Here is a 24071-nt window from a genome sequence, read left to right as displayed (position 1 = left end):
TGCCTCATATTGAGGCATTTTTTTTGTCTTTTTTATAGTGAATTAGCTGTACGAGCATAGTGAGTAACACAGCACTAAACATTAAACTTGAAAATGGCACTGCGCTTTTTGCATGCATAATGGCGAGTAGCGGGCCAACTAATGCACCACTACCAAAACGAAGTGTGCCAATTACGGCCGTTGCCGTACCTGTGTTTCTTTCAAACTTCATTAATATTAGCGAATCAGCATTACTTGCAGTGACACCTAAACTCATCATTAATGGCGCAATAGCAGCCACAATATAATAAAGTGATAAGTGCAATAAGCTAAATGTTAACAGCGCAAGCCCCGATACAAACCCACATACAAGCCCAATATAGAGCATTTTTCGAGAGCCCAGCCTTGGTACAATTCGCGTATTTAAAAAGTTACCAAACATCAGCGCCATTACATTAAACGCAAATAACACACCAAATAATTGTTCTGATACTTCATATAAATCCAAATATATAAAAGGTACTGAGGTTAAAAAGCAAAAAAATCCAAACGATACAAACATAGAACTGAGTATATCCGCACGTGCGTCTTTATTACTCAGTACAGTTTTATAGCTGTCAAAAAACAGAGCGAGGCCTTTCTTCTCATTTTTATGAATAGGTATATCTATTAAATACACTTGTACAAACGCTAATATTAAAAAGCTATATCCAGCAAGAACCAAGAATATGGTTGACCAAACAGAAAATCCTAAAATAAACGAACCAACAGAGGGGGCTACTAACGGTGCTACCATCATGATCATCGACACATACGACATTCCCTTAGCTGTATTTTGCTGATAAATATGGCGAATAATACCCGGTACGACTACGGTTGCTGCCGCTCCGGTAAATGCTTGCACTGCTCTAAGAGTCCAAAACGCATGAATTTCGGTTGTAAATGCGAGTGCAAGTGAGCTTGCGCCAAATAGGGTTAAGCCAATACGTGCGAGCTTACGGCGGCCAATTTGATCGGCAATAGGGCCAAAAAATAACATCCCCAATGAATAACCCGCTAAGTAAATACTCAACGATATTTGTACATTTGGCATATTAGTTTGTAAATCGCTTGCAATTACCAGCATGGCGGGCAAATACATATCAATAGCCAAAGGAGTAATCGCCACGATACTGGCTAATAAAGGCAATAAAATACGGGTATTAAAAGACGAGGCTGAGGCGTCCATGTGTAAACTCAACAATCACTAAAAACAAGGGCTATAGTGTAACAGGGCATTGTATTGGGATAAACTTAGTTTGCCTGCTAAGTTTATCGTCTTATCGCATCCTTTTAATATAAAGGTATATAAAGCAAATATTTTAAATTGGTACTGTGTTTGTTATTCTACAAGCAATAAAAAATTCATTACTTAAGAGAATTATCATGAAAAAACTAGTACTTGCAGTATTAGCGACAGCCGTTTTAGTCGGTTGTAAAACGTCACCAACAGGACGCACTCAAATAGCGCTTTACTCAGATCAACAAATGAGTGAAATGGGCACTGCTAGTTTTGCAGATATGAAAAAAAGCCAACCAATTAATAAAGATGCAAAAACAAATGCATATGTAAATTGCATTGCTGAAAAAGTAGTGGCTGTATTACCAAAAGAATACGCGTCGCAAAATTGGGAAGTAGTTGTATTTGAAGATGAATCTGCTAATGCTTTTGCACTACCTGGTGGTTACATTGGGGTTCATACGGGCTTATTAAAAATAGCCACCAATCAAGACCAACTAGCAACAGTGCTAGGGCACGAAGTAGGGCACGTAATTGCTGAGCATTCTAATGAGCGTGTTTCACAAAGCTCTATTTTAGATACCGGTATGCAACTTGGTAGTGCAGCACTTGAAATGGGTAACATTCAATACCGTAATGAAATTATGCAGGGTCTAGGCTTAGGCGCACAGTATGGTGTTGTTTTGCCATTTAGCCGTTCGCACGAGTCAGAAGCTGATGAAATTGGCTTAGATTTAATGGCTGAAGCAGGCTTTAATCCACAAGAATCAGTAACCCTTTGGCAAAATATGAGTGCAGCAGGTAGTGGTACAACACCTGAGTTTTTATCAACTCACCCAGCGCCAAGCAGTCGTATTAAAGACTTACAAGCACAAATGAGTAAAGCACTTAGTGAGCAAAGTACAGCTAAAGCACAGGGTAAAAACCCACAATGTAAGTTGTAATACCAACCTGCATAAATCTTTGATCAATTTAACGAATTAAATTGCACTATAACGTCGTTAAAAATTTTTTATTTAGAACAACTAGATACAAAAATTTTTGCCAAGTTATAGCGTAATTTTCTTAACGTTAAATAGACCCCATATATAAGCAGATTGGTATAATTTAGTTTAATTACTAAATAAAAACCCCTGTGAGTAATTACTTACAGGGGTTTTTGTATTCAGTACTCACCTTTATTTAGTTGTAAGCGCTTTTTGTAATACATTTTTAAAGCGTTCAAAATCTTCAATGTGCGGCAGGTGCCCTAAGTTATCTAGTTCGAATAATTGTGCGTCAGGAATAAGTGCTGCAGCGTGTTTGCCTAATTTATCGTATCGACCAAGCTCGTAATCAACATTATCTTTTTTCCAGTTACGGCCAGGACCGGTTCTATCGCGTGTACCAATAATTAATTTAACCGGCACAGTTAAATCTTTAAATTCGGTTATTACAGGTTGAGTGAAAATCATATCGTATGTTTTTGCATTCACCCATGCCATTTGTTCTTTATCTGGGCCTTGTATTTGCCCTGTTATAAAGTCAGTTAAGGCTGAATATGTTGTATTCCACTTACCATCGTAGTAATTTTTTTGTTGATATTTTTTTACACCTTCCGGTGTTTTTGAAAGCTCGTTTTTATAGAAAAAATTAGTATCTTTGTAATCAACATACTGCAAGTAGTTTTCAAGCCCAATAGGGTTTAATAAAATTAGCTTTTTAGTTGTATTTGGATACATTAATGCAAAACGACTCGCTAGCATCCCGCCCATAGAGTGCCCAAGTACAATCGACTCTTTAATATTAAGTGAATCTATTAACGCGTGAGTATGATGAGCAAGCGTCGCAAACGAATACTGGTAATTAGTTGGCTTAGACGACTTGCCAAAACCAATTTGATCAGGGATTAATACCCCATAACCTAAAGATTGCAGGTATTGCGCAGTGGTAGTCCAGTAGTCAGCATTAAAATTTTTGCCATGCATAAGTGTAACTGTAGGCATATCGGCTTTAGTTGGCTTTAAGTAAATATAAGCCATTTTTAATGATTGTTTTTGCGACTCAAGTGCAAAGTAATTTACCTTAAAATCGTATTCGTAATTGCTTAATAGTGCATCATAAGAAAGGGCGGATGTATCTTGAGAAGTGCCAGCTAAGGCATTGTTTGTTAGTACTAATAAAGTAGAGAAACAAATAACTTTAATCGACGACATTCAGTTACTCCTATTAAAGGCGAGCGCTTGGCTTAAAAAGAAGTACAACAATAACTAAGTATTTAAACCTGTTCAATTAAATGTTTTACGTGGACGAAAAAAAGCGAAGCTAAAATAGTGCTTCGCTTATTATTACTGAGTAAAGAGCTGATTGTTGAAGCTTAAAATGTCCACTCAATATGGATTTGTGGTACCGATTCAGTGACTTCAGTACCTAATTTGTTGTGCCAGTATTGTAATTCCATTCCCAGCAGTAGTGTGTTTTCTTTCATTTGAAGGGCGTGACCCATATCCCACACTAAAATAGGCTGTGCTAGTATCCAAGCTTGTACATCGTTACCAAATTCATCTTCACGCTCTGCGATGTATTCAGCGTGGCCTTTAAAGCTAAACTTTTGTGAGCCAATAGTGAAAGGATATTCAAAAGCTACATCAAGCATCCAACTATTAGTTTCAATAGGTGCGCCGCCTTTTGCTACACCTTCACTATCGTCAATGTAGGCTGTGAACAGCGTTTGAAAAAAGTTAAACCCAGGTACATCCCAGCTTAATTTTACACCTGGTAAATACTTCATTACTTTTGCATCACCAGCAACGTTAATACCGCCCGTTAGGCCAACATCTAATAATGCGCCAGAGCCAATTTGCTTACCAGTGATGGCAGATAAGCTAACCGTTGAGTACCACTCACCATAAAAATCAGCATCTTGGTAACCGTCATCTATATCGTCTTTACTGTAATCAATAAAAAAGAAATTATCGCCGTAATCGTAACCCGATGCATGTTGAACCGAGTAAACAGTGGTGTCTGACTCTTGCTTAGAAAATGGATTTTTTTGGCTGCCATTATTTATATGTACTGCTGTACTGCTCCAATTGGCAGCGAAAGCCGACGATGATAAAGCGAGAGAAGTAAGGGTAATAAAAGGGAGTAATTTTTTAAATTTCATAACTGTTTAATAACTATAATTTTAGTGACACGCGGAAGCGGCAATTATAGCAGAAGAGATTGATTTGTTGATCGCTAATTTAACACATGTTGCAGCCTACTTAATAAGCTGCAATATGTAATGACTCAATTTATTACGCTTTATTACGGCGTAAACAAATAATAGTAATCGCCGTAAATGCTAAAATAAAACAGTAATAAGAAGACGTTGATACTTCCCACGGGCTAATTTTAAACGTAGCGCCTAACAGTAGCGCTTGTGCGCCATAAGGAAGTGAGCCTTGCGTTACACAAGCAAATATATCAAGCAAACTTGCAGAGCGTTTACCGCTTATTTCACCGTCGTCGGCAAGCTTTTTAGCAATAGGGCCAGCAACAATAATAGATACGGTGTTATTAGCAATACACATATTACTTGTCATAACGAGTGCGGCAATACCTAATTGGTCGGCCACTTTACGGTGCCATTTTGCGATGATTTTAGTAATTGCCTGAATCTTATGAGCAATATAATCAAGGCCACCATTAATGCGAATAAATTCAGATAAGCCACCTATAAACATTGATAGTAAAAATATTTCCTGCATATCGGTAAAGCCTTTGTAAATATCTTTTACAAAGCTTGCGCCTTCATAACTTCCTGTAAAGCCCATTAATGCAGCAAAAATAATACCGCTAAACAACACTACAAATACGTTCAAGCCAGCAACCGCTAACACTAAAATAAAGGCATAAGGAAGTACTAACCAAATATCGTAATCTTTGGTTTCAACTACTTGTGCTGCAGGTGTTAAATAAAACAACAAGCCAATAGTTAGTATTGCAGCGGGTACTGCTATTTTAAGATTCTCTTTAAACTTATCTTTCATCTCACAGCCCTGCGTTCGCGTAGCTGCGATAGTGGTATCGGAAATAATTGATAAGTTATCGCCAAACATAGCGCCAGATACAATCGTACCGGCCATTAACGCAGGGTCGATACCTGTTTTGATGGATACTGCATAAGCAATAGGACCAATAGCACCAATTGTTCCCATCGACGTACCCATTGCAGTAGATACAACCGCTGCAATTAAAAATAAACCAGGAAGTAATAGCGAAGGTGGAATAAGTGATAAGCCAGCATTTACTACCGCATCTACACCACCGGTTGCACTGGCAACGGCAGAAAACGCACCTGCAAGTAAGTAGATTAAACACATGGTAATAATATTGTTGTGTCCGGCACCTTTAATAAAGGTCTCTACACATTCGTTTACTGTGCCTTTATTTAATATAAACGCAAGCATAATAGCGGGTAATATAGCCACTGGAGCAGGAAGTTGATAAAAAGCGTAATCAACCCCTTGCGATTGTAAATATAAACCAGAGCCCAAAAATAGTGCTACAAAGGTTAAAAGGGGTAGTAAAGAAAGTATTGCTTTGTTTTTGTTAAATGATGGCTGCATCATAATCCTCGAAACCAGTTAATTTACAACAGCCAAAAATTCCTCTTTTAGCTGAATTTAGCAAATCTACCTACTATGTTAATCATTAACAAAATTAGGAGAGTGCAGCGCCCGCAAGCCAAAGACCAAATCGACGCGAAAGAGAAGTTTAAATGTATAGATGGCTAAAGTAAACTGGTATTGTTATTATTATTAAATTAAAAGGTCACCTGACTATTGCATGACTTTTAGATAATATCTACAAAGTAACGCTATTTTCAGCGATTAATATTTGTCCAACTGCATAAAAATACCTAAGCGCGTATTTGTAATGCACCGGATATATACTTAGATTAGTAAAAAACGGATCCAAATTTAAATTAGGTAAAAACAATGACTACAAATCGAATAGGCGTTTTTGGTGCTAATGGCAGAATGGGCTTAGCTTTATTAGAAGCAGCGACAATTAAAGAGCAAACACAACTTACAGGTGCATACGTTCGTAGCAGTTCATCGTTATTAGGTATTAATGTAAATCAAGTAAATAGCGCCGCCGATAACAGTGTTAGCTTTAGCGAAGAAACCACAATAGATAATGTAGATGTTTTAATCGACTTTACGCTTCCCGCTGGTATGAAAAACCATTTAAAAACCGCTGTAGCACAAAAAATTCCTATGGTTATTGGTACAACGGGCTTAACAAGCGACGATATGGCACTTTTACACGATGCCGCTAAGCATATTCCTATTGTATTTGCGCGAAACTACAGTGTAGGAGTCAATGTACTACTGAACCTTGTGCAAACCGCAGCGACCAAATTTGGTGACGATTTAGATATTGAAATATTTGAAGCGCATCATCGTCATAAAATCGATGCGCCATCGGGCACAGCATTAGCCATTGGCGAATCAATTGCACAGGCTAAAGGCTGGGACCACGACGAGGTTGCTGTATACGACCGCAGCCAAGTGGAGACAGCTAAATCGCAAAATGAAATTGGTTATTCGGTACTAAGAGGGGGCGATATAGTAGGTGAACACACCGCATACTTCGCTACAATGGGCGAAAGGCTCGAATTAACCCATAAAGCAAGTTCAAGAATGACATTCGCTCTAGGTGCTGTAAGGGCTGCAAGCTGGTTGAAAAACAAACCTGTAGGACTTTATGATATGCAAGATGTACTAGATCTGAAGTAGTTTAGTTACTTTTTTAACTGTTTGGGTCTAATTTTGCCTACAGTGACTTGTTTGTAACAATTTACTAAATAATATTAGACCTAAAAGCTAACTTAATGTAATATGCAGCCAATTTGCCAAAAATTACTAAATGCGTGTTTCCAATTATACCCAAGTGGCTAGTAAATCCGGGGTTTCAGTGGGAATAAAAATAGTTTTAGGCAAGAAAAAATGATTGAAGGTTGAATGCTTTACATCTGCATCATTTAAGACTGCGTAAAACAATTTAAGCTCACAGAAATCTGGTTTTGACGATCCCTCTGGGTATTGGCGGGGTGTTAAGCAATTGCTTACTCCCGTTTTTTACTGTTAGGAGGTTTAACTTGACTAAATCCGCTCTGTTAGTCCTAGAAGACGGCACAGTGTTTCGCGGTACTGCAATCGGCGCTGACGGCATGTCAGTCGGTGAAGTAGTATTCAATACGTCTATGACTGGTTATCAAGAAATTTTGACTGATCCATCATACGCGGAACAAATCGTAACTTTGACGTACCCACATATCGGTAATACGGGTACCAACAGCGAAGACGAAGAAGCGAATCAAATTTGGGCTAAAGGCCTAGTGATCCGTGATTTGCCACTGCTAGCAAGTAATTTTCGTAACGAGCAATCGTTAGATGATTACTTAAAAGAACGTAATATTTTAGGTATTGCGGACATCGACACCAGAAAGTTAACTCGAATTTTGCGTGATAAAGGCGCACAAAACGGGTGTATTATTGCTGGCGACGAGCTAGACGAAAATAAAGCGCTACAAGCCGCGCAAGCCTTCCCAGGCTTAAAAGGTATGGATTTAGCAAAAGTTGTCTCAACCAAGGAAAATTTTGAGTGGCGCGAATCAAGCTGGACATTAGGCGAAGGATTTAAAACCCTTGATGCTGCTGATGAAAAGTTTCATGTTGTTGCCTACGACTTCGGTGTAAAGCGTAATATTTTACGTATGCTTGTAGACCGTGGTTGTAAACTTACAGTAGTACCAGCGCAAACCTCTGCCGCTGACGTACTGGCTTTAAACCCTGATGGTATCTTCCTATCTAATGGCCCTGGCGATCCTGAGCCATGTACTTACGCTATTGATGCAATTAAAACCTTTTTAGAAACCGACACACCAATTTTTGGTATCTGTTTAGGTCATCAGTTATTAGCCCTTGCCTCAGGTGCTAAAACAGAGAAAATGAAATTTGGCCACCACGGCGCTAACCACCCAGTTAAAGACCTAGACCGCGATGTAGTTATGATCACAGCTCAAAACCATGGTTTTGCAGCTCAAGAGTCAAGCCTGCCAAGTACGCTTCGTGCCACGCACAAATCGTTATTTGATGGAACGCTTCAAGGTATTCATCGTACAGATAAACCTGCGTTTAGCTTCCAGGGTCACCCTGAAGCAAGCCCTGGTCCGCACGATGCAGCCCCATTATTTGACCACTTCATCGATTTGATGCAAGCGCGTAAACACTAATTTAACTGGAGTAATAATGCCAAAACGTACCGACATAAAAAGCATTCTTATCTTAGGCGCAGGCCCAATTGTAATTGGTCAAGCTTGTGAATTTGACTACTCTGGTGCTCAAGCGTGTAAAGCACTTAGAGAAGAAGGCTACAGAGTTATATTAGTTAACTCAAACCCTGCAACTATCATGACCGACCCTGATATGGCCGATGCAACATACATCGAACCAATTCACTGGGAAGTGGTAGAAAAAATTATTGAAAAAGAAAAGCCAGATGCAGTACTGCCTACAATGGGTGGTCAAACGGCATTAAACTGTGCGCTTGAACTAGACAAGCACGGTGTATTGGCTAAACATGGCGTTGAACTAATTGGTGCAACGGCTGATGCAATCGACAAAGCAGAAAACCGTGAACGCTTTGACGTAGCAATGAAAAATATTGGTCTTGAATGTCCTCGTGCTGAGATTGCTCACTCTATGGATGAAGCCAAAGACATCATAACGCGCATTGGTTTACCATGTATTATCAGGCCTTCTTTTACTATGGGCGGCACCGGCGGCGGTGTGGCGTATAACTTAGAAGAGTTTGAAGAAATTTGTGAACGAGGCTTAGATTTATCGCCAACGAACGAATTACTAATTGATGAATCACTGATTGGTTGGAAAGAGTACGAAACAGAAGTTGTACGTGATAAAAACGACAACTGTATTATTGTTTGTACCATTGAAAACTTTGACCCTATGGGTGTTCACACTGGCGATTCAATCACCGTTGCACCAGCGCAAACGCTAACCGACAAAGAATACCAAATTATGCGTAACGCCTCTATGGCAGTATTACGTGAAATTGGTGTAGAAACTGGCGGTTCTAACGTGCAGTTTGGTATTAATCCTGAAGATGGCCGTATGGTTATTATTGAGATGAACCCACGTGTATCACGTTCATCTGCATTAGCATCAAAAGCAACGGGTTTCCCAATTGCTAAAATTGCAGCAAAACTAGCAGTAGGTTATACGCTTGACGAGCTTCAAAACGACATTACTGGTGGCAAAACTCCCGCGTCTTTTGAGCCTTCAATCGATTACGTTGTTACAAAAATTCCTCGCTTTAACTTTGAAAAATTTGCCGGTGCAAACGACCGTTTAACTACGCAAATGAAATCAGTTGGCGAAGTAATGGCAATTGGTCGTAACCAACAAGAGTCGTTGCAAAAAGCATTACGTGGTCTTGAAGTGGGTGCAACGGGATTTAACCCGATAGTTGCGCTTGATGATCCTAAAGCAAAAGAAAAAATCATTCGTGAACTACGCGAGCCAGGCGCTGAGCGTATTTGGTACATTGCCGATGCAATGCGCCATGGCATGAGTGTTGATGATGTTTACGAACTGACTAAAGTTAACCGCTGGTTCTTAGTACAAATAGAAGACATTTTAAAAGACGAAGCAAAAATAGCGAAAGTAGGCATGGCGGGTTTAAATGCTGACTTCCTACGTAAACTTAAACGTAAAGGCTTTGCAGATCCGCGTATAGCAGAAATTGCAGGTGTATCTGAAGCTGAAATTCGTAAAAAACGTCATTTATTAAACATCGTGCCAGTATACAAACGTGTTGATACGTGTGCAGCAGAATTTAGCTCAGACACTGCTTACATGTACTCAACTTACGATGAAGAGTGTGAAGCTAACCCAACAGATCGTGATAAAATCATGGTTATTGGTGGTGGTCCAAACCGTATCGGTCAAGGTATTGAGTTTGATTACTGTTGTGTACATGCCTCGCTTGCGCTTCGCGAAGACGGTTACGAAACTATTATGGTTAACTGTAACCCTGAAACGGTATCTACCGATTACGATACATCTGACAGGTTATACTTTGAACCAATTACGCTTGAAGACGTACTCGAAATCGTACGTGTTGAAAAGCCAAAAGGCGTTATCGTACAGTACGGTGGTCAAACACCACTTAAACTAGCGCGTGAGCTTGAAGCGAATGGTGTACCAGTGATTGGTACTTCACCTGATGCGATTGACCGTGCAGAAGACCGCGAACGTTTCCAACAACTTGTTGAGCGTTTAAACTTACTTCAGCCAGAAAATGCAACAGTAACTTCAACCGAAGAAGCCTTACTTAAATCAGTTGAAATTGGCTTTCCATTAGTTGTACGCCCGTCGTACGTACTAGGTGGTCGTGCAATGGAAATTGTATACGACGAAGATGATTTACGTCGCTACATGACCGAAGCTGTACAAGCATCAAACGAAGCACCTGTATTACTGGACCGTTTCTTAGATAACGCGATTGAAGTTGACGTTGACGCAATTTGTGACGGCGAGCAAGTAATTATCGGCGGTATTATGGAGCACATTGAGCAAGCGGGTGTTCACTCGGGTGACTCAGCCTGTTCATTACCAGCACATTCTTTATCACAAGAAGTGCAAGATGTAATGCGCAAGCAAGTAACCGACATGGCGCTTGAACTTGGTGTTGTTGGCTTGATGAATACACAGTTTGCAGTAAAAGAAGACAAAGTGTACTTAATCGAAGTTAACCCGCGTGCTGCACGTACTGTACCGTTTGTATCAAAAGCAACCGGTGTGGCGCTTGCAAAAGTAGCTGCACGTTGTATGGCTGGTCAGTCTTTAGCAAGCCAAGGTATTACTAAAGAAGTGATCCCTCCTTACTACAGCGTTAAAGAAGTTGTTTTACCATTTGCTAAGTTTCAGGGTGTGGATCCAATCCGTGGTCCTGAGATGCGTTCAACAGGTGAAGTGATGGGTGTTGGTGATACTTTCGCCGAAGCATTCGCAAAAGCACAATTAGGTGCAAGCAACACTTTACCACGCGGTGGTCGCGCGCTATTATCTGTTCGTAATAGCGATAAGCCACGTATTGTTGAATTAGCCAAAATCATGACCGACTTAGGTTTTGAACTTGACGCAACTGGTGGCACGGCACAAGCTCTTGAAGAAGCTGGCATTGAAGTACGACGTGTAAACAAAGTATATGAAGGCCGCCCGCATATTCTTGATTATATCAAGAATAAAGAGTACAGCTATATCGTTAATACCACCGAAGGTCGCCAAGCGATCGAAGATTCGAAGGTGTTACGTCGTGGTGCATTGCAAAATAAAACCAACTATACGACAACCTTGAACGCGGCATTCGCTAACTGTACTGCTAATAAAGCAGATGACCGCAGCAAAGTGACGTCAGTTCAAGAGCTACATCTGCGATTGAACTAAGGAAATGTGCCAAGGCCAACTAGGGCCTTGGTGTTAAGTGAGAAAAGTATGCAATCAATTCCGATGACAGTTCGTGGCGCAGATTTACTGCGTAAAGAGCTTAACGAATTAAAAACAGTTACCCGTCCTAAAATCGTAAGTGATATTGCGGTTGCACGTGAACATGGTGACTTAAAAGAAAACGCTGAATACCACGCTGCGCGTGAGCAACAGGGTTTTTGTGAAGGGCGTATTCAAGAAATTGAAGCTAAACTTTCAAATGTTCAAATTATCGACGTAACTAAAATGCCAAATACCGGTAGAGTTATTTTTGGCACTACGGTAACTATTGTAAATATAGAAACCGATGCTGAAGTAAAATACCGTATTGTGGGCGATGACGAAGCAAATATTAAAAACAACTTAATATCTGTTAACTCACCGATTGCACGTGGCTTAATTGGTAAACAAATGGACGACGCAGTGTCTATTCAAACGCCAAAAGGTATTGTTGAGTTCGAAATCATTGAAGTTGAGTATCTTTAACGCATAACTCACTTTAACGTTTTTAAATAAAAACCGATGTAATTACATCGGTTTTTTTATGTCTGTAATTTAACCTTTAATGGTAGGCGTGTTTGTACAGTATTCATATTCTATAAATATGGTCTATGTTGGTATAGTAGGTACTTATATCAATTTACTAAAAACATGAGCATTTAGCGCATCAAATAACTCGCTGATTTAATGTAATTGGTATTAACGTATTCTCTAAAAAGGAAAATATATGCCTAATATACTTTACCCAGCGCCTTTAAAAGTAGGATCAAAAATAGCAATTTGTTCACTTTCATCAGGCCTTAAAGAAAAGTACCATGCACGGTTAGACATTGTTATTAATGGATTAAAACATCGAGGGTATGATGTTGTTGAAGGAGAGTTTTTACGTCAAAGCAAACCGCATGGACAGCTTAACGCTAAAGCGCATGCTCAGCAGTTAATGGGTTTTTTATTAGATGATGATATAGATGCAATTATGCCTCCATTTGGTGGCGAGCTTGCAATGGAAATACTGCCCCTACTTGATTTTAATGCAATTAAAGAAGCAAAGCCTAAATGGTTAGTTGGGTTCTCTGATGTAAGCACCATTGCATGCGCACTCACGGCAAAATGCCAATGGGCAACACTACACAGCGCTAATCTTATGCAGTTACATCCTGACGAAAAAAGTCCTTATTGCCTGCAAATATTTGAAACACTAAGTTATGAAGCAGGTAGCAAATTTGAGCAAGCACCGTCATCGCATTATCAAAAAAATAGACCTGATTACGTACAAAACCCAAATGCATTGTTTGAACACACAGAAGTTACTCAGTGGCAGTGTTTAAATTACTTTGATGCACGCACTATTGAAATGTCGGGTCGTTTATTTGGTGGGTGCTTAGATACAGTCGGCTTATTACTCGACTCTCCATTTTTGGCACTACATGAATTTAAAAAACACAGTGCACCCGAAGGGCTTATTTTATACCTAGAAAACTCAGAGCTGACGCCAACAACCGTTGCACGGTTTTTACTTTCATTAAAATTAGCAGGTATATTTGACGATATAAACGGTATTATTATTGGTCGCAGCGTGATCACTCAAGGTCAAGATGCTTCTTTTGATTACCGCCACGCGCTTGATGTTGCACTAGGTGGGTGTTTATTTCCTGTGATTATTGATGCCGATATTGGTCATGCTCCACCTAACTTAAATTTAGTAAACGGCGCTACTTGTACAATCACCGCTGACATAAATGAAGGTAAAGTAGTCAAAGCCTCATTAAATACCGAGCTTTGTTAGAAGTTTATTCACTTACCTTTGATAAGTAATTAAGTTAAAGGGTATAATAAGCCCGCTTTTATAGCGCTTTAGTTCTAAAAGTACATTCTCAGGGCGGGGCGAAATTCCCCACCGGCGGTATGTTTAATGTTATTTATAACTTAAACGAGCCCGCGAGCGCTTTATTTAACCTAGGTTCAGTAAAGGTCAAGCAGATCTGGTGAGATGCCAGAGCCGACGGTTACAGTCCGGATGAAAGAGAATATGGCTTATTCAATTTTATTAAAGACACGATCATTGTATCGCGTTAAGTGAGCTATTTTTTAGCGTTATAATAGGTCACTAATTTAATGCCGTTGGTATAACAGTGTGCGCTGCTTTTTGCTGCGTGCTTTTTGTATTTTATTTAAGCTATTTTGGTAGTGATCGTTTTAAATTTAAAGCGATATATTACTGATCCTTTCACAGTCCTGAATCTATTATTTTTTATTTGGAATATAATGATGATTCAGTCTCTACTTACTCAATTCGGCGAAAGCCATATCCGCGTACAAAGCGCAATTACTGCACTACAGCAAGGGCAAGGCGTACTTGTTGTTGATGATGAAAACCGTGAAAATGAAGGCGACTTTGTATTTTCAGCTGAGCATTTAACGACTTCTCAAATGGCCGAAATGATCCGCGAAGGCAGCGGTATTGTTTGCTTATGCATGGGGGAGGAGCGCATTAAACAGCTCGACTTACCGCAAATGGTAACCCACAACACCAGTCAAAATAACACCGCTTATACAGTCACTATTGAAGCTAAGCATGGCGTTACAACAGGCGTGTCTGCTGCTGATAGAGTAACTACTATAAAAGCAGCGACAGGCGATAACGCTAAACCAAGTGATTTATCGCGCCCTGGGCATGTATTTGGTTTAAAAGCACAAACGGGCGGAGTATTAGTTCGTCGTGGTCATACCGAAGCATCCGTTGATTTAATGCAGCTTGCCGGCTTAAAACCATTTGGCGTAATTTGCGAACTAACAAATCCAGATGGTTCAATGGCGCGCTTACCTGAGGTGAGTGATTATGCTAATAAACATAATATGACTGTGGTTTCTATTGAAGATTTAGTGCAATACATTCAGGCTGCGCATCTTCAAGTAGGTTAAACTGCTTTAAAGCAAAAAACCACTTATTTAAATAAGTGGTTTTTTAATATTGTTATCATTTAAGTTTATAACGTATTACTTATAAAACCTGAATAACTTGCTCTTTTGCCAAGCGAGATTTAGGTAATTTAGCATTATAATCTTCTGCGCTATCGTGATAGCCAAGTACTAATGCTACGTCGCACACGTAACCATCAAGTTCTTTTTCAAAAACTTCGCCAATCAGCTCGGCATCTACGCCTTCCATTGGAGTAGAGTCAACACCTAAGCGTGCAGCTGCATGCATAGTGTTACCCAGTGCAATGTAAGTTTGTGCTTTAGTCCACTCTTCATTATTGCCTTGCTCATCAGTATTCATATCAACAAACGCGTAAGCACCAAAAGCTTGTTCGCGATTTTCTGCTTTAGTACGACCATTTTTAATATCTGCATCAATGATTTGTGCGTAATCATCGCGGGTATATTTAGGGTTGTGAGCAAATAATATTATATGCGAAGCTGTTTTAATGTGTGGCTGGTTAAACGCAAATTTATTAGCAAATGTACTATGCATACGCTCTTTAGCCTCATCAGATTCAATAACTATAAACTTCCAAGGCTGCGAGTTAATAGATGAAGGAGACAATCGCATAGCCTCATAAATAACGGCTAAATCGTCTTGCGATACGCGCTTAGTGGCGTCGTAACGTTTTGCAGTGTAGCGTTTTTCTAAGTCATTAATAATTGGGTGAGCCATTTTTAATCTCCAAAAGTTATAGGGTTTGCGATTAAAAGTACGTGTTAATTACTTTATGCGAAGATAATACAGCTTGCTTTGCATTAGATAAACAGCATAATTATTGAATCATTATCAAATATAAATAGATAATATGAACATAGAAGATTTAAAACTTATTTTAAAAGTCGCTGAGTTTAGAAGTATTACGCTAGCAGCTGCTAAGTTAGATATGCGTACAGCCACAGCAAGCGCCGCTATTAAACGCGTGGAGTTAGCGCTTGGTAGCGAGCTGTTTGTTCGTACCACACGTCATTTGAGGTTGTCGGCTGCTGGGGAGCGCTACATACCACAATGTGAACAGGCTTTAGCAGTGCTTGAGCTCGCAAAACAAAACCTTAAAGGTGAACACGACGAAATAGAAGGCGAATTGCGTGTTGCACTTTCATCTGACTTAGGGCGTAACTTGGTGATCCCATGGATTGATGAACTCATGGACACTTATCCAAAGCTAAGTTTAAGAACCCATATAAGTGATAGTAATATCGACTTTTATCGTGACTCAGTTGATATAGCACTTCGTTATGGCTCGCCTAATGATGCTAGCGTTTATGGTTTTAAAATTTGTAACGTACCGCGCTTATTATGTGCAACTCACGAATACCTCTTACAAAACGGGACTCCCGTGCATCCTGATGATTTAGCGTCGCATCAAGGTTTGTTTTATCAGTTGCAGGATATTATAAATAATACGTGGGAATTCACCGATGGTGAATCAAAATATAAAGTTAAAATGGATGGCAGGCGCGCCTCAAACGATGGCGATTTAGTCAGGCGCTGGTGCGTTGCGGGTAAGGGCTTAGCTGTAAAGTCGGCTCTTGATATGGCTGATGATTTACTCAATGACAGGGTGGTTACTGTAATGCCAAATTATCAACATGTTAATGGTGAACTTTGGCTTATTTGCCCAAGTAGGCAGTCAATAACCCCTGCGGTGCGTTTACTACGTGATGTATGCAGAGCAAAATCCCAAGCTATTTTGCAGCAGTTGGTCAATAAAGGAATTATTGATAAAAGCGTACTGAGCTAATTAAGGAAGAGTTATGCAAGTTGATGATATTAGAATTTTTATTCCCTGTAAAAATTATGAGCAATCTCAGCGCTTTTATAAAGCGCTTGGATTTAAGATTGAAGATGCCTCAAATGATTTATGCGTGTGTACTTTTGGCGAATGTACGTTATTTTTACAGCGTTATTATAATAAAACGTTTGCTGAAAACTTAATGCTGCAACTTTGTGTGTTAAATATAGATGAAGCATACGAACTCATTAGTAATTTAAACGGTTTTGATATCCGCTTTGAGGGTATAAAACGAGGGCGTGTTGAACTTTATGGATTGAAATTTGTTCAATCTAGGGGCGATTTAATCGCGGCGCAGGGTTTGTAACCTAGTGGGCTAAGTAAAAACCGAGCAACAAAGAGTCAATCGCCCCTAGAAAGAACCCAAAGGGCAGCGTATGTTTGGTCTTTATGCTACGTTATCGCCTATGTATGGGGAACAACCACATATCATAGGCTCTGCCTTGCCTAAATACCAAACACACAGCTGCAAATTCAACCACCAAAGGTCAACACGCCCTAGACCCTTGGGGTAGCGTTATTTACTTATGGGGACCATCGGGTGAGCTTTGGCACGTAACTGAATTAAATTAAAAATAAAAAGGAATAAATGTGAGATTTAATAAATATATAATCATTTTTATGGCGACCTTACTGGCTTCTTGTAGTTCGTTTGTGAGCAACAATACAGGTAAAAATACGCAATCTAGTAGCTTAATGGATTTCTTATATCCTGATCAACAAAGTCGCTCTACCTATAAACCTGAAATACCTGTTTTAAAACTCCCTGTTACTGTTGGAATTGCATTTGTACCGTCTAAAAACTGGCAGCCAGACGGGTTAGAGACCCAAAATCAAGTTGAGTTACTCGAAAAAGTAAAAAAGTCATTTCTACAATATGATTACATTGACCGCATTGAAGTTATACCAAGTACCTATTTAAAAGGAGGTGAAGGTTTTGCAACACTGGAGCAAGTCGGGAGGCTTTACGATGTAGATGTAATGGCACTGGTTTCATATGATCAAGTTACGCAATCTTATGAAAATAATGCAGCCTTACTTTATTGGACAATAGTGGGTATGTACGTTATTCCAGGTAATGAAAATACAATTCAAACCTTTGTGGATACAGCTGTTTTTGATATTAAAAGTAGAAAAATGCTATTTAGAGCACCAGGTATAAGTAAACTTGAAAAAAGAACAACAGCAATAGGTATTGATGAAACGTTATCTGAAAAGTCGGCTGAAGGTTTTAATCTAGCGGTTAGTGATATGAGTACTAATTTAGATGCAGAACTAGCAAGGTTTAAAACACGTGTTAAAGAAGAAAAAATTGCAAAAGTCGAAAATAAAGATGGCTCTAACAGCGGAGGCTCTTTGAGTATTTATTTACTCGTTTTGTTGTCGTTATTAGTTATGCGTAGCAAAAAAAATTAAAGTTGATAAAAAACCAAGTATTTTTAATAGTGCCACCGGCTTAGAGCTGGTGGCATTATTCTTTATTAGCTAACTTAGCTTTTTATTAAAAAACTCAACGGTACGTTGCCATGCAAGCTCGGCATTGTCTTTATCATATCGACCTGTAGAGTCGTTATGAAATCCATGATTTGCCCCTTTATACATATGCATAGTGTATTCAACATTATTAGCTTTTAAATCTTGTTCGTACTGTGGCCACGACGCGTTTACACGTTTATCCAGCTCGCCCAATTGAATCATTAATGGTGCTTTAATATTTTTACGTAAACTTTCACTGGCTGGAGTACCGTAAAAAGGCACTCCGGCGCTGATTAAATTACTATCTACTGCCGCTAAATAATTAACAATGTAGCCACCAAAACAAAAACCGACAGCGCCTAACTTACCGTTACTGTTAGCATGCGATTTTAAAAAGTGTGCTGCGGCTACAAAATCGTTTTGAATTTTAGCGCGATCCATGGTTTTTTGCATAGCGCGTCCTTCATCATCATTACCAGGGTAGCCACCCAGTGGAAATAGCGCATCGGGTGCAAATGCAATAAAGCCTACCTTCGCTAAGCGTCTTGCTACATCCTTTACGTATGGGTTTAATCCACGGTTTTCGTGTATCACAAGAACAACAGGAAGCTTACCTTCTATGTTTTTAGGGGTTGCTAAGTAACCTTTGCCTTTACCGTGCCCGTCTGGCGAATCGAATTCTTCGTATGTTGCTTTAATATCATCGTCATTAAACGATACTTGTTCAGCCAGTGCGTAATTAGGTAATAATGCTGATGTAAGTACAGCCATCGAAAAGCCAAGAGCAGCAAGGCCACCGAGTTTTTTCATAAAAGTACGTCGGTCCATTAAACCGTGGGCGTATTCGTCATACCAATCAAAGGCTTCTTGAGGAATGTGATCAGAGGGAGATGTATTCATGGCTGTTCCTTAACTTTATTATGTCTATTTATTATTTAAATACCATAACGTATTAGGGATAAAAAACGAGCAATATTTCTCTCAATTATTAGGGGGGTTAATAAATCCTGCTTGTTAAACAATGGGTAGTAGAGGCAGTATTAGCAAATAGGTGAATATCATTTTTAAGCTAAAAATAAAAAGCTCGGCATAATATGCCGAGCTTTTTTGGTTGGGATGTTACTTAATTTAGCTGTGAGTAGGGGCTGGTTGGGCATCTACTAGTGGTGGCTTGCCACGCATTTTACGTACTAATCGTTTAGCATCTTCTAGTGCAACGTACTGGCACGGTATAAGTATCAGTGTAATTACTGTGGCAAATAACACACCAAAAGCAAGTGATACAGCCATTGGGATAACAATTTTAGCTTGTAAACTCGTTTCAAAAATAATTGGCATTACACCAATAAAGGTAGTGATTGAGGTGAGTAATATTGCTCTAAAGCGACGAGCACCGGCTTGCATTACAGCATCCTTAATCGAAACACCTTCAGCGCGGGCTTTGTTTACAAAATCAACCATAACGAGGGAGTCATTTACGACCACACCCGCTACAGCAATAATGCCAAACATAGATAAGCTACTCATGGTCATGCCTAAAATCATATGCCCAAACATGGCGCCAACTACACCAAACGGAATAACCGACATTATAATAAGTGGCTGCGAGTAAGATCTAAGCGGAATGGCTAACAAGGCAAATATAATCATCATTGATATACCAAAATCACGAAGCTGCTCTGAAGCGCTATCCATCTCTTCTTGAATGCGCCCAGCTACATCACTTGTAACGCCAGGGTAGCTTTTAAGTAATGTTGGTAAGTATTCATCACGAATTTCTTCTGCAATTGCAAATGGTTCGGCTTGGTCAGTATTTACCGCAGCCCATACGTTTACAGTACGTTTAGAGTTTTCGCGGCGAATACGGTTAACACCGTCAACAAGCTTAACTTCGGCTACTTCACTTAGCGGTACTTCAGCGCCAGTAGGTGTAATAATACGCACACTTGCGATGTCACTAATTGAGTTACGTTCGTCTTCTGGGTAGCGGATCATAACTTTAATTTCTTCGCCTTCACGCAATATTCGCTGCGCTTCTAAGCCGTAGTAACTAAAGCTAACTTGCGATGCTACATCAGCAAGCGTTAAACCCATGCTGTAAGCGAGTGGTTTTAAATCAAGTTGCACTTCGTCGGTAGCGCTTTGCATTGAATCGTTTACGTCGCCAACGCCTTCCATTGTTTGTAATTTGGCTTTTAATTTACCAGCCACTTCTTTTAGCTCGTCAGCATTTTTGCCTTCAAGTTTAAAGCTAACGTCGCCATCATCTCGACCGCCATTCATTATACTGTCTTGAATGGTCATGGTTTTAATGCCTGGTAGGGCGGGCATTTGCTCACGCCATAATGCACTTAGGGCAAAGGTGTCGATAGGGCGTAAGTCAGGCTCTACCAAAATGGCCATAATATTTGCTTGCGTTCGTCCGCGCAGGCTTACCGATAAATCGCGGATCATCGGTTTACCGTATTGCTCTTGTAGTTGCTGATCGACCTTTAATAACACGCTTTCTATTTTACGTGCGGTTTCAAGCGTTGCTTGCTCAGATGAGGCAAGGTTCATCTCTATATCAATACGTGGAAAGTCGTGCGGTATTTTAGGGTTTGGTACAAACTTAACTAAACCACCTGCAAACATACCTGCGCTTACAATAAGCAAACACATAAAGCCAACAATTACGGTATAGCGGTAGTGAATACAGCGGCTAACAAAAGGAAGGTAGTAGTTATTCACAAAGCCTTTTAAACCACTATCAATCACCATACGTAAGCGATGTAATAGGTTTTTAGGATTTGGTTTACGCGGGTTCATTGCTGCAATATGCGCAGGTAAAATAAGTTTTGATTCAATGAGTGAAAAAATCAAACATAAAATAATCACGCCACCAATTGCCTTAGAAAAAGCAGCACCAGGGCCGGTTGCGAGTGTTTGTGGTAAAAATGCCGCAATAGTTGTTAGTACACCAAAGGTTGCTGGCATCGCAACACGTTTTACGCCGCGTACTACATTATCAAGTGTATGGCCGTATTTTTCTATTTCGGCACTGGCTGACTCGCCCACAACAATGGCGTCATCCACTACAATCCCGAGTACAAGTATAAAGGCAAAAAGAGAGGCTAGGTTAATTGTTACGTCTAAAAAGCCAATGGGCATAAACAAAAAGGCACCTAGAAAAGACACCGGTAAGCCCATCATTACCCAAAATGCCAAGCGTAGTGGTAAAAATAGTGCCAGCACTATCATTACTAACAAGCCACCCCAAATCATGTTATCGACCATCATATCAAGTCGACCTTCAAGGTAGTAAGTTAAATCAACAATAGGAGATAGCTTAACGCCTGCAGGTAAAAGTGGCTCTTTAGCCGCCATGTAGCTTTTAAGAACTTTTGCTACATCGGTAATATCTTGATCTTTTGATGCATTAACTTCAAATGAGAGTGAATTTTTACCATTATATTTTGAATACTGTAGGCCTTCTTCAAAGCCATCGTTAATGGTTGCTACATCGCCTAAATAAATTTGTGCGCCATCAGCAAGGGTAATAAGGGGGAGTTTTTCAAACTCAAAGCCACGGTAGGCTTGTTTTTCAACACGCATCGAAATATAACCGTTTTCAGAGCGTATTTGCCCCGCCGACATATTGGCCGAAAAGTTTTGTACAGCGCCTGCAATATCTCTAAATGTTAAGCCATATTCGCGCAGTTTATCGGGGCTAACTTCTATACCAATTTCGTACTCTAAACCGCCGTTAAAATTAACAAGGTTAACGTGAGGCAGTGCTTGTAACTCGTCTTTTATATCGTTGCCAAGCTCTTTTAACTGGTAGTTACTCATGTCGCCATAAAGCGCGAGTATCATTACCTCTTGCTCAAACTTATCGCGGCGAACAACAGGGCGCTCCATTCCCGCAGGAAAGGTGTTTATTGAATCAACTTGTACTTTAATTTCATCAAGTACTTCTTGTGGATTGTATTGTTCTTCTATTTCAATCCACGCTTGTGAAAAACCACGGTTAGAGTAAGTAATTAGGCGTTTAATGCCTTCAATACCTTCGAGGTTTTCCTCAACTTTTATGGTTATTCCTTCTTCAACTTCTTGCGGGGCTGCACCTGGGTAAACCGCTTGTACGCTTATCCAGTTACTTTCAAACTGTGGGAACATTTGTTTGCGAATTGTCATCGCCATTAAAATACCACCGACTAATATAAATATCATTAGTAGGTTGGCAGCAACCGGGTTTCGGGCAAACCATGCTATTAACCCTGTTTCACGAGTGTTCATGATTATTCCTCTTTCAGCGCAAGTTGAGTTACATCAGTTTTATCAGGCGCAATATCTTCAACTTTTACTGCCATACCTTCAGTTGGATACTCAAGCGCTGAGGTAACAATTTGCTCGCCATTTTTTAACCCTTGGCTGGCTATAATCATGCCGTTTTGTTCGCGTATAATATTGAGAGTTTTAAACGATAATGTTAAATCGTCATTTAAAATTACAATTTTATTATCTTTAACTAAATGGTGCGCAACAATAATTGCGTTATCAAGCGGGCGACCTTCAATGGTAGCGTTAATGTATGAACCAAAACGAAGGGGGCGTGTTTTATCGCCATAAGGTGTTGCAAGTTGTGCTACCAAATAGCTCATGCGGCTTGTTTGGTCAACCACACCTTCGGTGCGAATTACTTTGGCTTGCCACATTGTTTGTTTACCTGCGTATTCTGCGTTAAATGTAACATTTGAACCTACGCCGCCATTTTTTAAATATTGCAGTTCTTGATCGGCAACCGGTAAACGTACCTCTGCAACTGAGGTTGCACTCAATGCACCGAAACTATTACCAGGGTTTACTACTGAACCCAAGCTAATTGTGCGTTCATTAATAATGGCATCGTATGGGGCTTTAATATAAGTACGTTCAAGATTGCGGCTAGCACGTTTAACACTTGCTTGAGCAGAACGGTAACGCGCTAGTCTTTCGGCCAGTTGTGGTTTACGTAAATAAAGTTCTGAGGCAATAGCTTCGCTTGAGTCCGATTTAATACGCTCCCATTCAGCTTTTGCTACATGTGCTTGTGCGCGTTCTATTTCAAGTGCTGAGCTTGCTTGTGCTAAACCTGCTTGCGCTTCAATAAAGTCTGCCTCGTAATCATTTGCATCAATTCGTGCTAAAATATCGCCTTGCTTTACAAACGCGCCTTCAACAAATTGATCTGATACCGAAATAACTTGCCCACTAACTTGCGCTATCAGCTCGGTACGGTCCTTTGGTTTAACAATGCCGTACGATTTAACATCGAGCGTTATAGAATCTAAAAGTATGCTTTGTGTTGCAACTAAAGGGCGTAAATCTTGCTCTGGCTTTTCTTCGGGTGGTTTTTTCATTGCCATAAAGGCGAAAGCTAAAGCAATACCGCCTGCTAAAACAGCAATTGGGAGTATTATTTGTTTTGTAGTAGCCACAAGGCATTCCTTCATAATTGGTGGTGACAGAGCAATAATACGCAATAAAGTGTTTACAAGGCGTTTTAAGATGTAACAAAGCATTACATATGTACATTACAACTCAACATGCGGCTAATTACGTTCCTAAAAAGGAATTAAAGTAAGTGTGTTTTATTCAGAGGATATTATGAAAACCGAATCGATGAGTTGCAGGCTAGGCTGCGGCGCATGTTGTATTGCGCCAAGTATTAGTTCGCCTATTCCAGGTATGCCAAATGGTAAAAAGGCCGGAGAGCGCTGTATTCAGCTAGACGAACGTAATTTATGTAAGTTATTTGGTGATTCAAGCCGACCTAAAGTATGTAGTGATTTTAGCGCCACATTTGATGTGTGCGGGTCAACAAATGCACAAGCTTTAGCACTTATTACAGAGCTTGAAGAGCTAACTTAATCCTCGTTTTTAATACACATCTATTTACAATATATTATTAATAAAAATCTTCATAAGGTTATTAAAAGCAGTCGTTAATTTATTTAATGGCGAAATATTAGACATATTTAACTTTGTTGCTAATAT

The 24071-nt window shown here is 39.8% G+C and carries 19 protein-coding genes and 1 riboswitch; of the genes, 11 read left to right on the top strand and 8 right to left on the bottom strand.

Features of this window, described 5'->3' with window-relative positions; genetic code table 11:
• Nucleotides 1-4 precede the first annotated feature (4 nt).
• On the bottom strand, nt 5-1207 hold the full coding sequence (locus CXF76_RS11805; protein WP_010553412.1) for a Bcr/CflA family efflux MFS transporter: 1203 nt from the start codon (nt 1205-1207) through the stop codon (nt 5-7).
• A gap of 197 nt (nt 1208-1404) precedes the next feature.
• Between CXF76_RS11805 and CXF76_RS11800 the strand changes: the two genes are divergently transcribed.
• Nucleotides 1405-2202, top strand: coding sequence for a M48 family metallopeptidase (locus tag CXF76_RS11800; RefSeq protein WP_010553413.1), 798 nt, complete (start codon nt 1405-1407; stop codon nt 2200-2202).
• A gap of 234 nt (nt 2203-2436) precedes the next feature.
• Here CXF76_RS11800 and CXF76_RS11795 read toward each other — a convergent pair whose 3' ends face one another.
• From CXF76_RS11795 to CXF76_RS11785, 3 genes are all read right to left on the bottom strand, one after another.
• Entirely contained in the window at nt 2437-3453 is a 1017-nt protein-coding gene (locus CXF76_RS11795) for an alpha/beta fold hydrolase (RefSeq protein ID WP_101163756.1), read from the bottom strand.
• A 161-nt stretch (nt 3454-3614) separates the two neighbouring features.
• On the bottom strand, nt 3615-4403 hold the full coding sequence (locus tag CXF76_RS11790) for a nucleoside-binding protein (protein ID WP_101163755.1): 789 nt from the start codon (nt 4401-4403) through the stop codon (nt 3615-3617).
• Nucleotides 4404-4536: 133 nt separating this feature from the next.
• The gene (locus tag CXF76_RS11785) at nt 4537-5850 is read right to left on the bottom strand and encodes a Na+/H+ antiporter NhaC family protein (protein ID WP_024607544.1); all 1314 of its coding nucleotides are present in this window, start codon (nt 5848-5850) and stop codon (nt 4537-4539) included.
• Nucleotides 5851-6222: 372 nt separating this feature from the next.
• Between CXF76_RS11785 and dapB the strand changes: the two genes are divergently transcribed.
• The 6 genes from dapB to ribB all read left to right on the top strand — a co-directional run bounded on the left by dapB (nt 6223) and on the right by ribB (nt 14721).
• Nucleotides 6223-7026, top strand: coding sequence for a 4-hydroxy-tetrahydrodipicolinate reductase (dapB, locus tag CXF76_RS11780; RefSeq protein ID WP_024592675.1), 804 nt, complete (start codon nt 6223-6225; stop codon nt 7024-7026).
• Nucleotides 7027-7388: 362 nt separating this feature from the next.
• Nucleotides 7389-8525 carry a glutamine-hydrolyzing carbamoyl-phosphate synthase small subunit gene (carA, locus tag CXF76_RS11775; protein WP_007375827.1) on the top strand — a complete coding sequence of 379 codons (1137 nt, stop codon included), beginning with the start codon at nt 7389-7391 and terminating at the stop codon, nt 8523-8525.
• A 16-nt stretch (nt 8526-8541) separates the two neighbouring features.
• Nucleotides 8542-11760: a carbamoyl-phosphate synthase large subunit gene (carB, locus tag CXF76_RS11770; protein ID WP_010553418.1), complete on the top strand. Its 3219-nt coding sequence runs from the start codon at nt 8542-8544 to the stop codon at nt 11758-11760.
• 48 nt (nt 11761-11808) lie between these two features.
• Nucleotides 11809-12285 (top strand): transcription elongation factor GreA, encoded by a 477-nt coding sequence (gene greA / locus CXF76_RS11765; RefSeq protein ID WP_010553419.1) that lies wholly within the window; start codon nt 11809-11811, stop codon nt 12283-12285.
• Between the two features lie 241 nt (nt 12286-12526).
• Nucleotides 12527-13585, top strand: a complete 1059-nt coding sequence (locus CXF76_RS11760; protein ID WP_101163754.1) for a S66 family peptidase — start codon at nt 12527-12529, stop codon at nt 13583-13585.
• Between the two features lie 80 nt (nt 13586-13665).
• Nucleotides 13666-13832: riboswitch (FMN riboswitch) on the top strand.
• 235 nt (nt 13833-14067) lie between these two features.
• Nucleotides 14068-14721 carry a 3,4-dihydroxy-2-butanone-4-phosphate synthase gene (gene ribB / locus CXF76_RS11755; protein WP_101163753.1) on the top strand — a complete coding sequence of 218 codons (654 nt, stop codon included), beginning with the start codon at nt 14068-14070 and terminating at the stop codon, nt 14719-14721.
• 79 nt (nt 14722-14800) lie between these two features.
• Here the strand turns inward: ribB and CXF76_RS11750 are convergent, their stop codons facing one another.
• Nucleotides 14801-15457, bottom strand: coding sequence for a nitroreductase family protein (locus CXF76_RS11750; protein ID WP_101163752.1), 657 nt, complete (start codon nt 15455-15457; stop codon nt 14801-14803).
• 133 nt (nt 15458-15590) lie between these two features.
• On the opposite strand from CXF76_RS11750, the gene CXF76_RS11745 reads away from it, so the two are divergent.
• From CXF76_RS11745 to rhlP, 3 genes are all read left to right on the top strand, one after another.
• The gene (locus CXF76_RS11745) at nt 15591-16526 is read left to right on the top strand and encodes a LysR family transcriptional regulator (protein WP_101163751.1); all 936 of its coding nucleotides are present in this window, start codon (nt 15591-15593) and stop codon (nt 16524-16526) included.
• A gap of 13 nt (nt 16527-16539) precedes the next feature.
• Entirely contained in the window at nt 16540-16884 is a 345-nt protein-coding gene (locus CXF76_RS11740; protein ID WP_231620504.1) for a lactoylglutathione lyase, read from the top strand.
• Between the two features lie 314 nt (nt 16885-17198).
• Entirely contained in the window at nt 17199-17993 is a 795-nt protein-coding gene (gene rhlP / locus CXF76_RS11735) for a rhombotarget lipoprotein (RefSeq protein ID WP_101163766.1), read from the top strand.
• 69 nt (nt 17994-18062) lie between these two features.
• Here the strand turns inward: rhlP and CXF76_RS11730 are convergent, their stop codons facing one another.
• From CXF76_RS11730 to CXF76_RS11720, 3 genes are all read right to left on the bottom strand, one after another.
• A complete protein-coding gene (locus CXF76_RS11730) occupies nt 18063-18953 on the bottom strand; it encodes a dienelactone hydrolase family protein (protein ID WP_004335418.1) in 891 nt (296 codons plus the stop codon).
• 228 nt (nt 18954-19181) lie between these two features.
• Nucleotides 19182-22331 (bottom strand): efflux RND transporter permease subunit, encoded by a 3150-nt coding sequence (locus CXF76_RS11725; RefSeq protein WP_101163750.1) that lies wholly within the window; start codon nt 22329-22331, stop codon nt 19182-19184.
• 2 nt (nt 22332-22333) lie between these two features.
• Nucleotides 22334-23512 carry an efflux RND transporter periplasmic adaptor subunit gene (locus tag CXF76_RS11720; RefSeq protein ID WP_101163749.1) on the bottom strand — a complete coding sequence of 393 codons (1179 nt, stop codon included), beginning with the start codon at nt 23510-23512 and terminating at the stop codon, nt 22334-22336.
• A 169-nt stretch (nt 23513-23681) separates the two neighbouring features.
• On the opposite strand from CXF76_RS11720, the gene CXF76_RS11715 reads away from it, so the two are divergent.
• The gene (locus tag CXF76_RS11715; RefSeq protein ID WP_024612699.1) at nt 23682-23945 is read left to right on the top strand and encodes a YkgJ family cysteine cluster protein; all 264 of its coding nucleotides are present in this window, start codon (nt 23682-23684) and stop codon (nt 23943-23945) included.
• Nucleotides 23946-24071 lie beyond the last annotated feature (126 nt).

Origin of the sequence: Pseudoalteromonas sp. 78C3 (genome assembly GCF_002836695.1) — a bacterium.
GTDB classification, from domain to species: Bacteria; Pseudomonadota; Gammaproteobacteria; order Enterobacterales; family Alteromonadaceae; genus Pseudoalteromonas; species Pseudoalteromonas arctica.
This window is presented reverse-complemented; position numbering and strand designations above follow the sequence as displayed.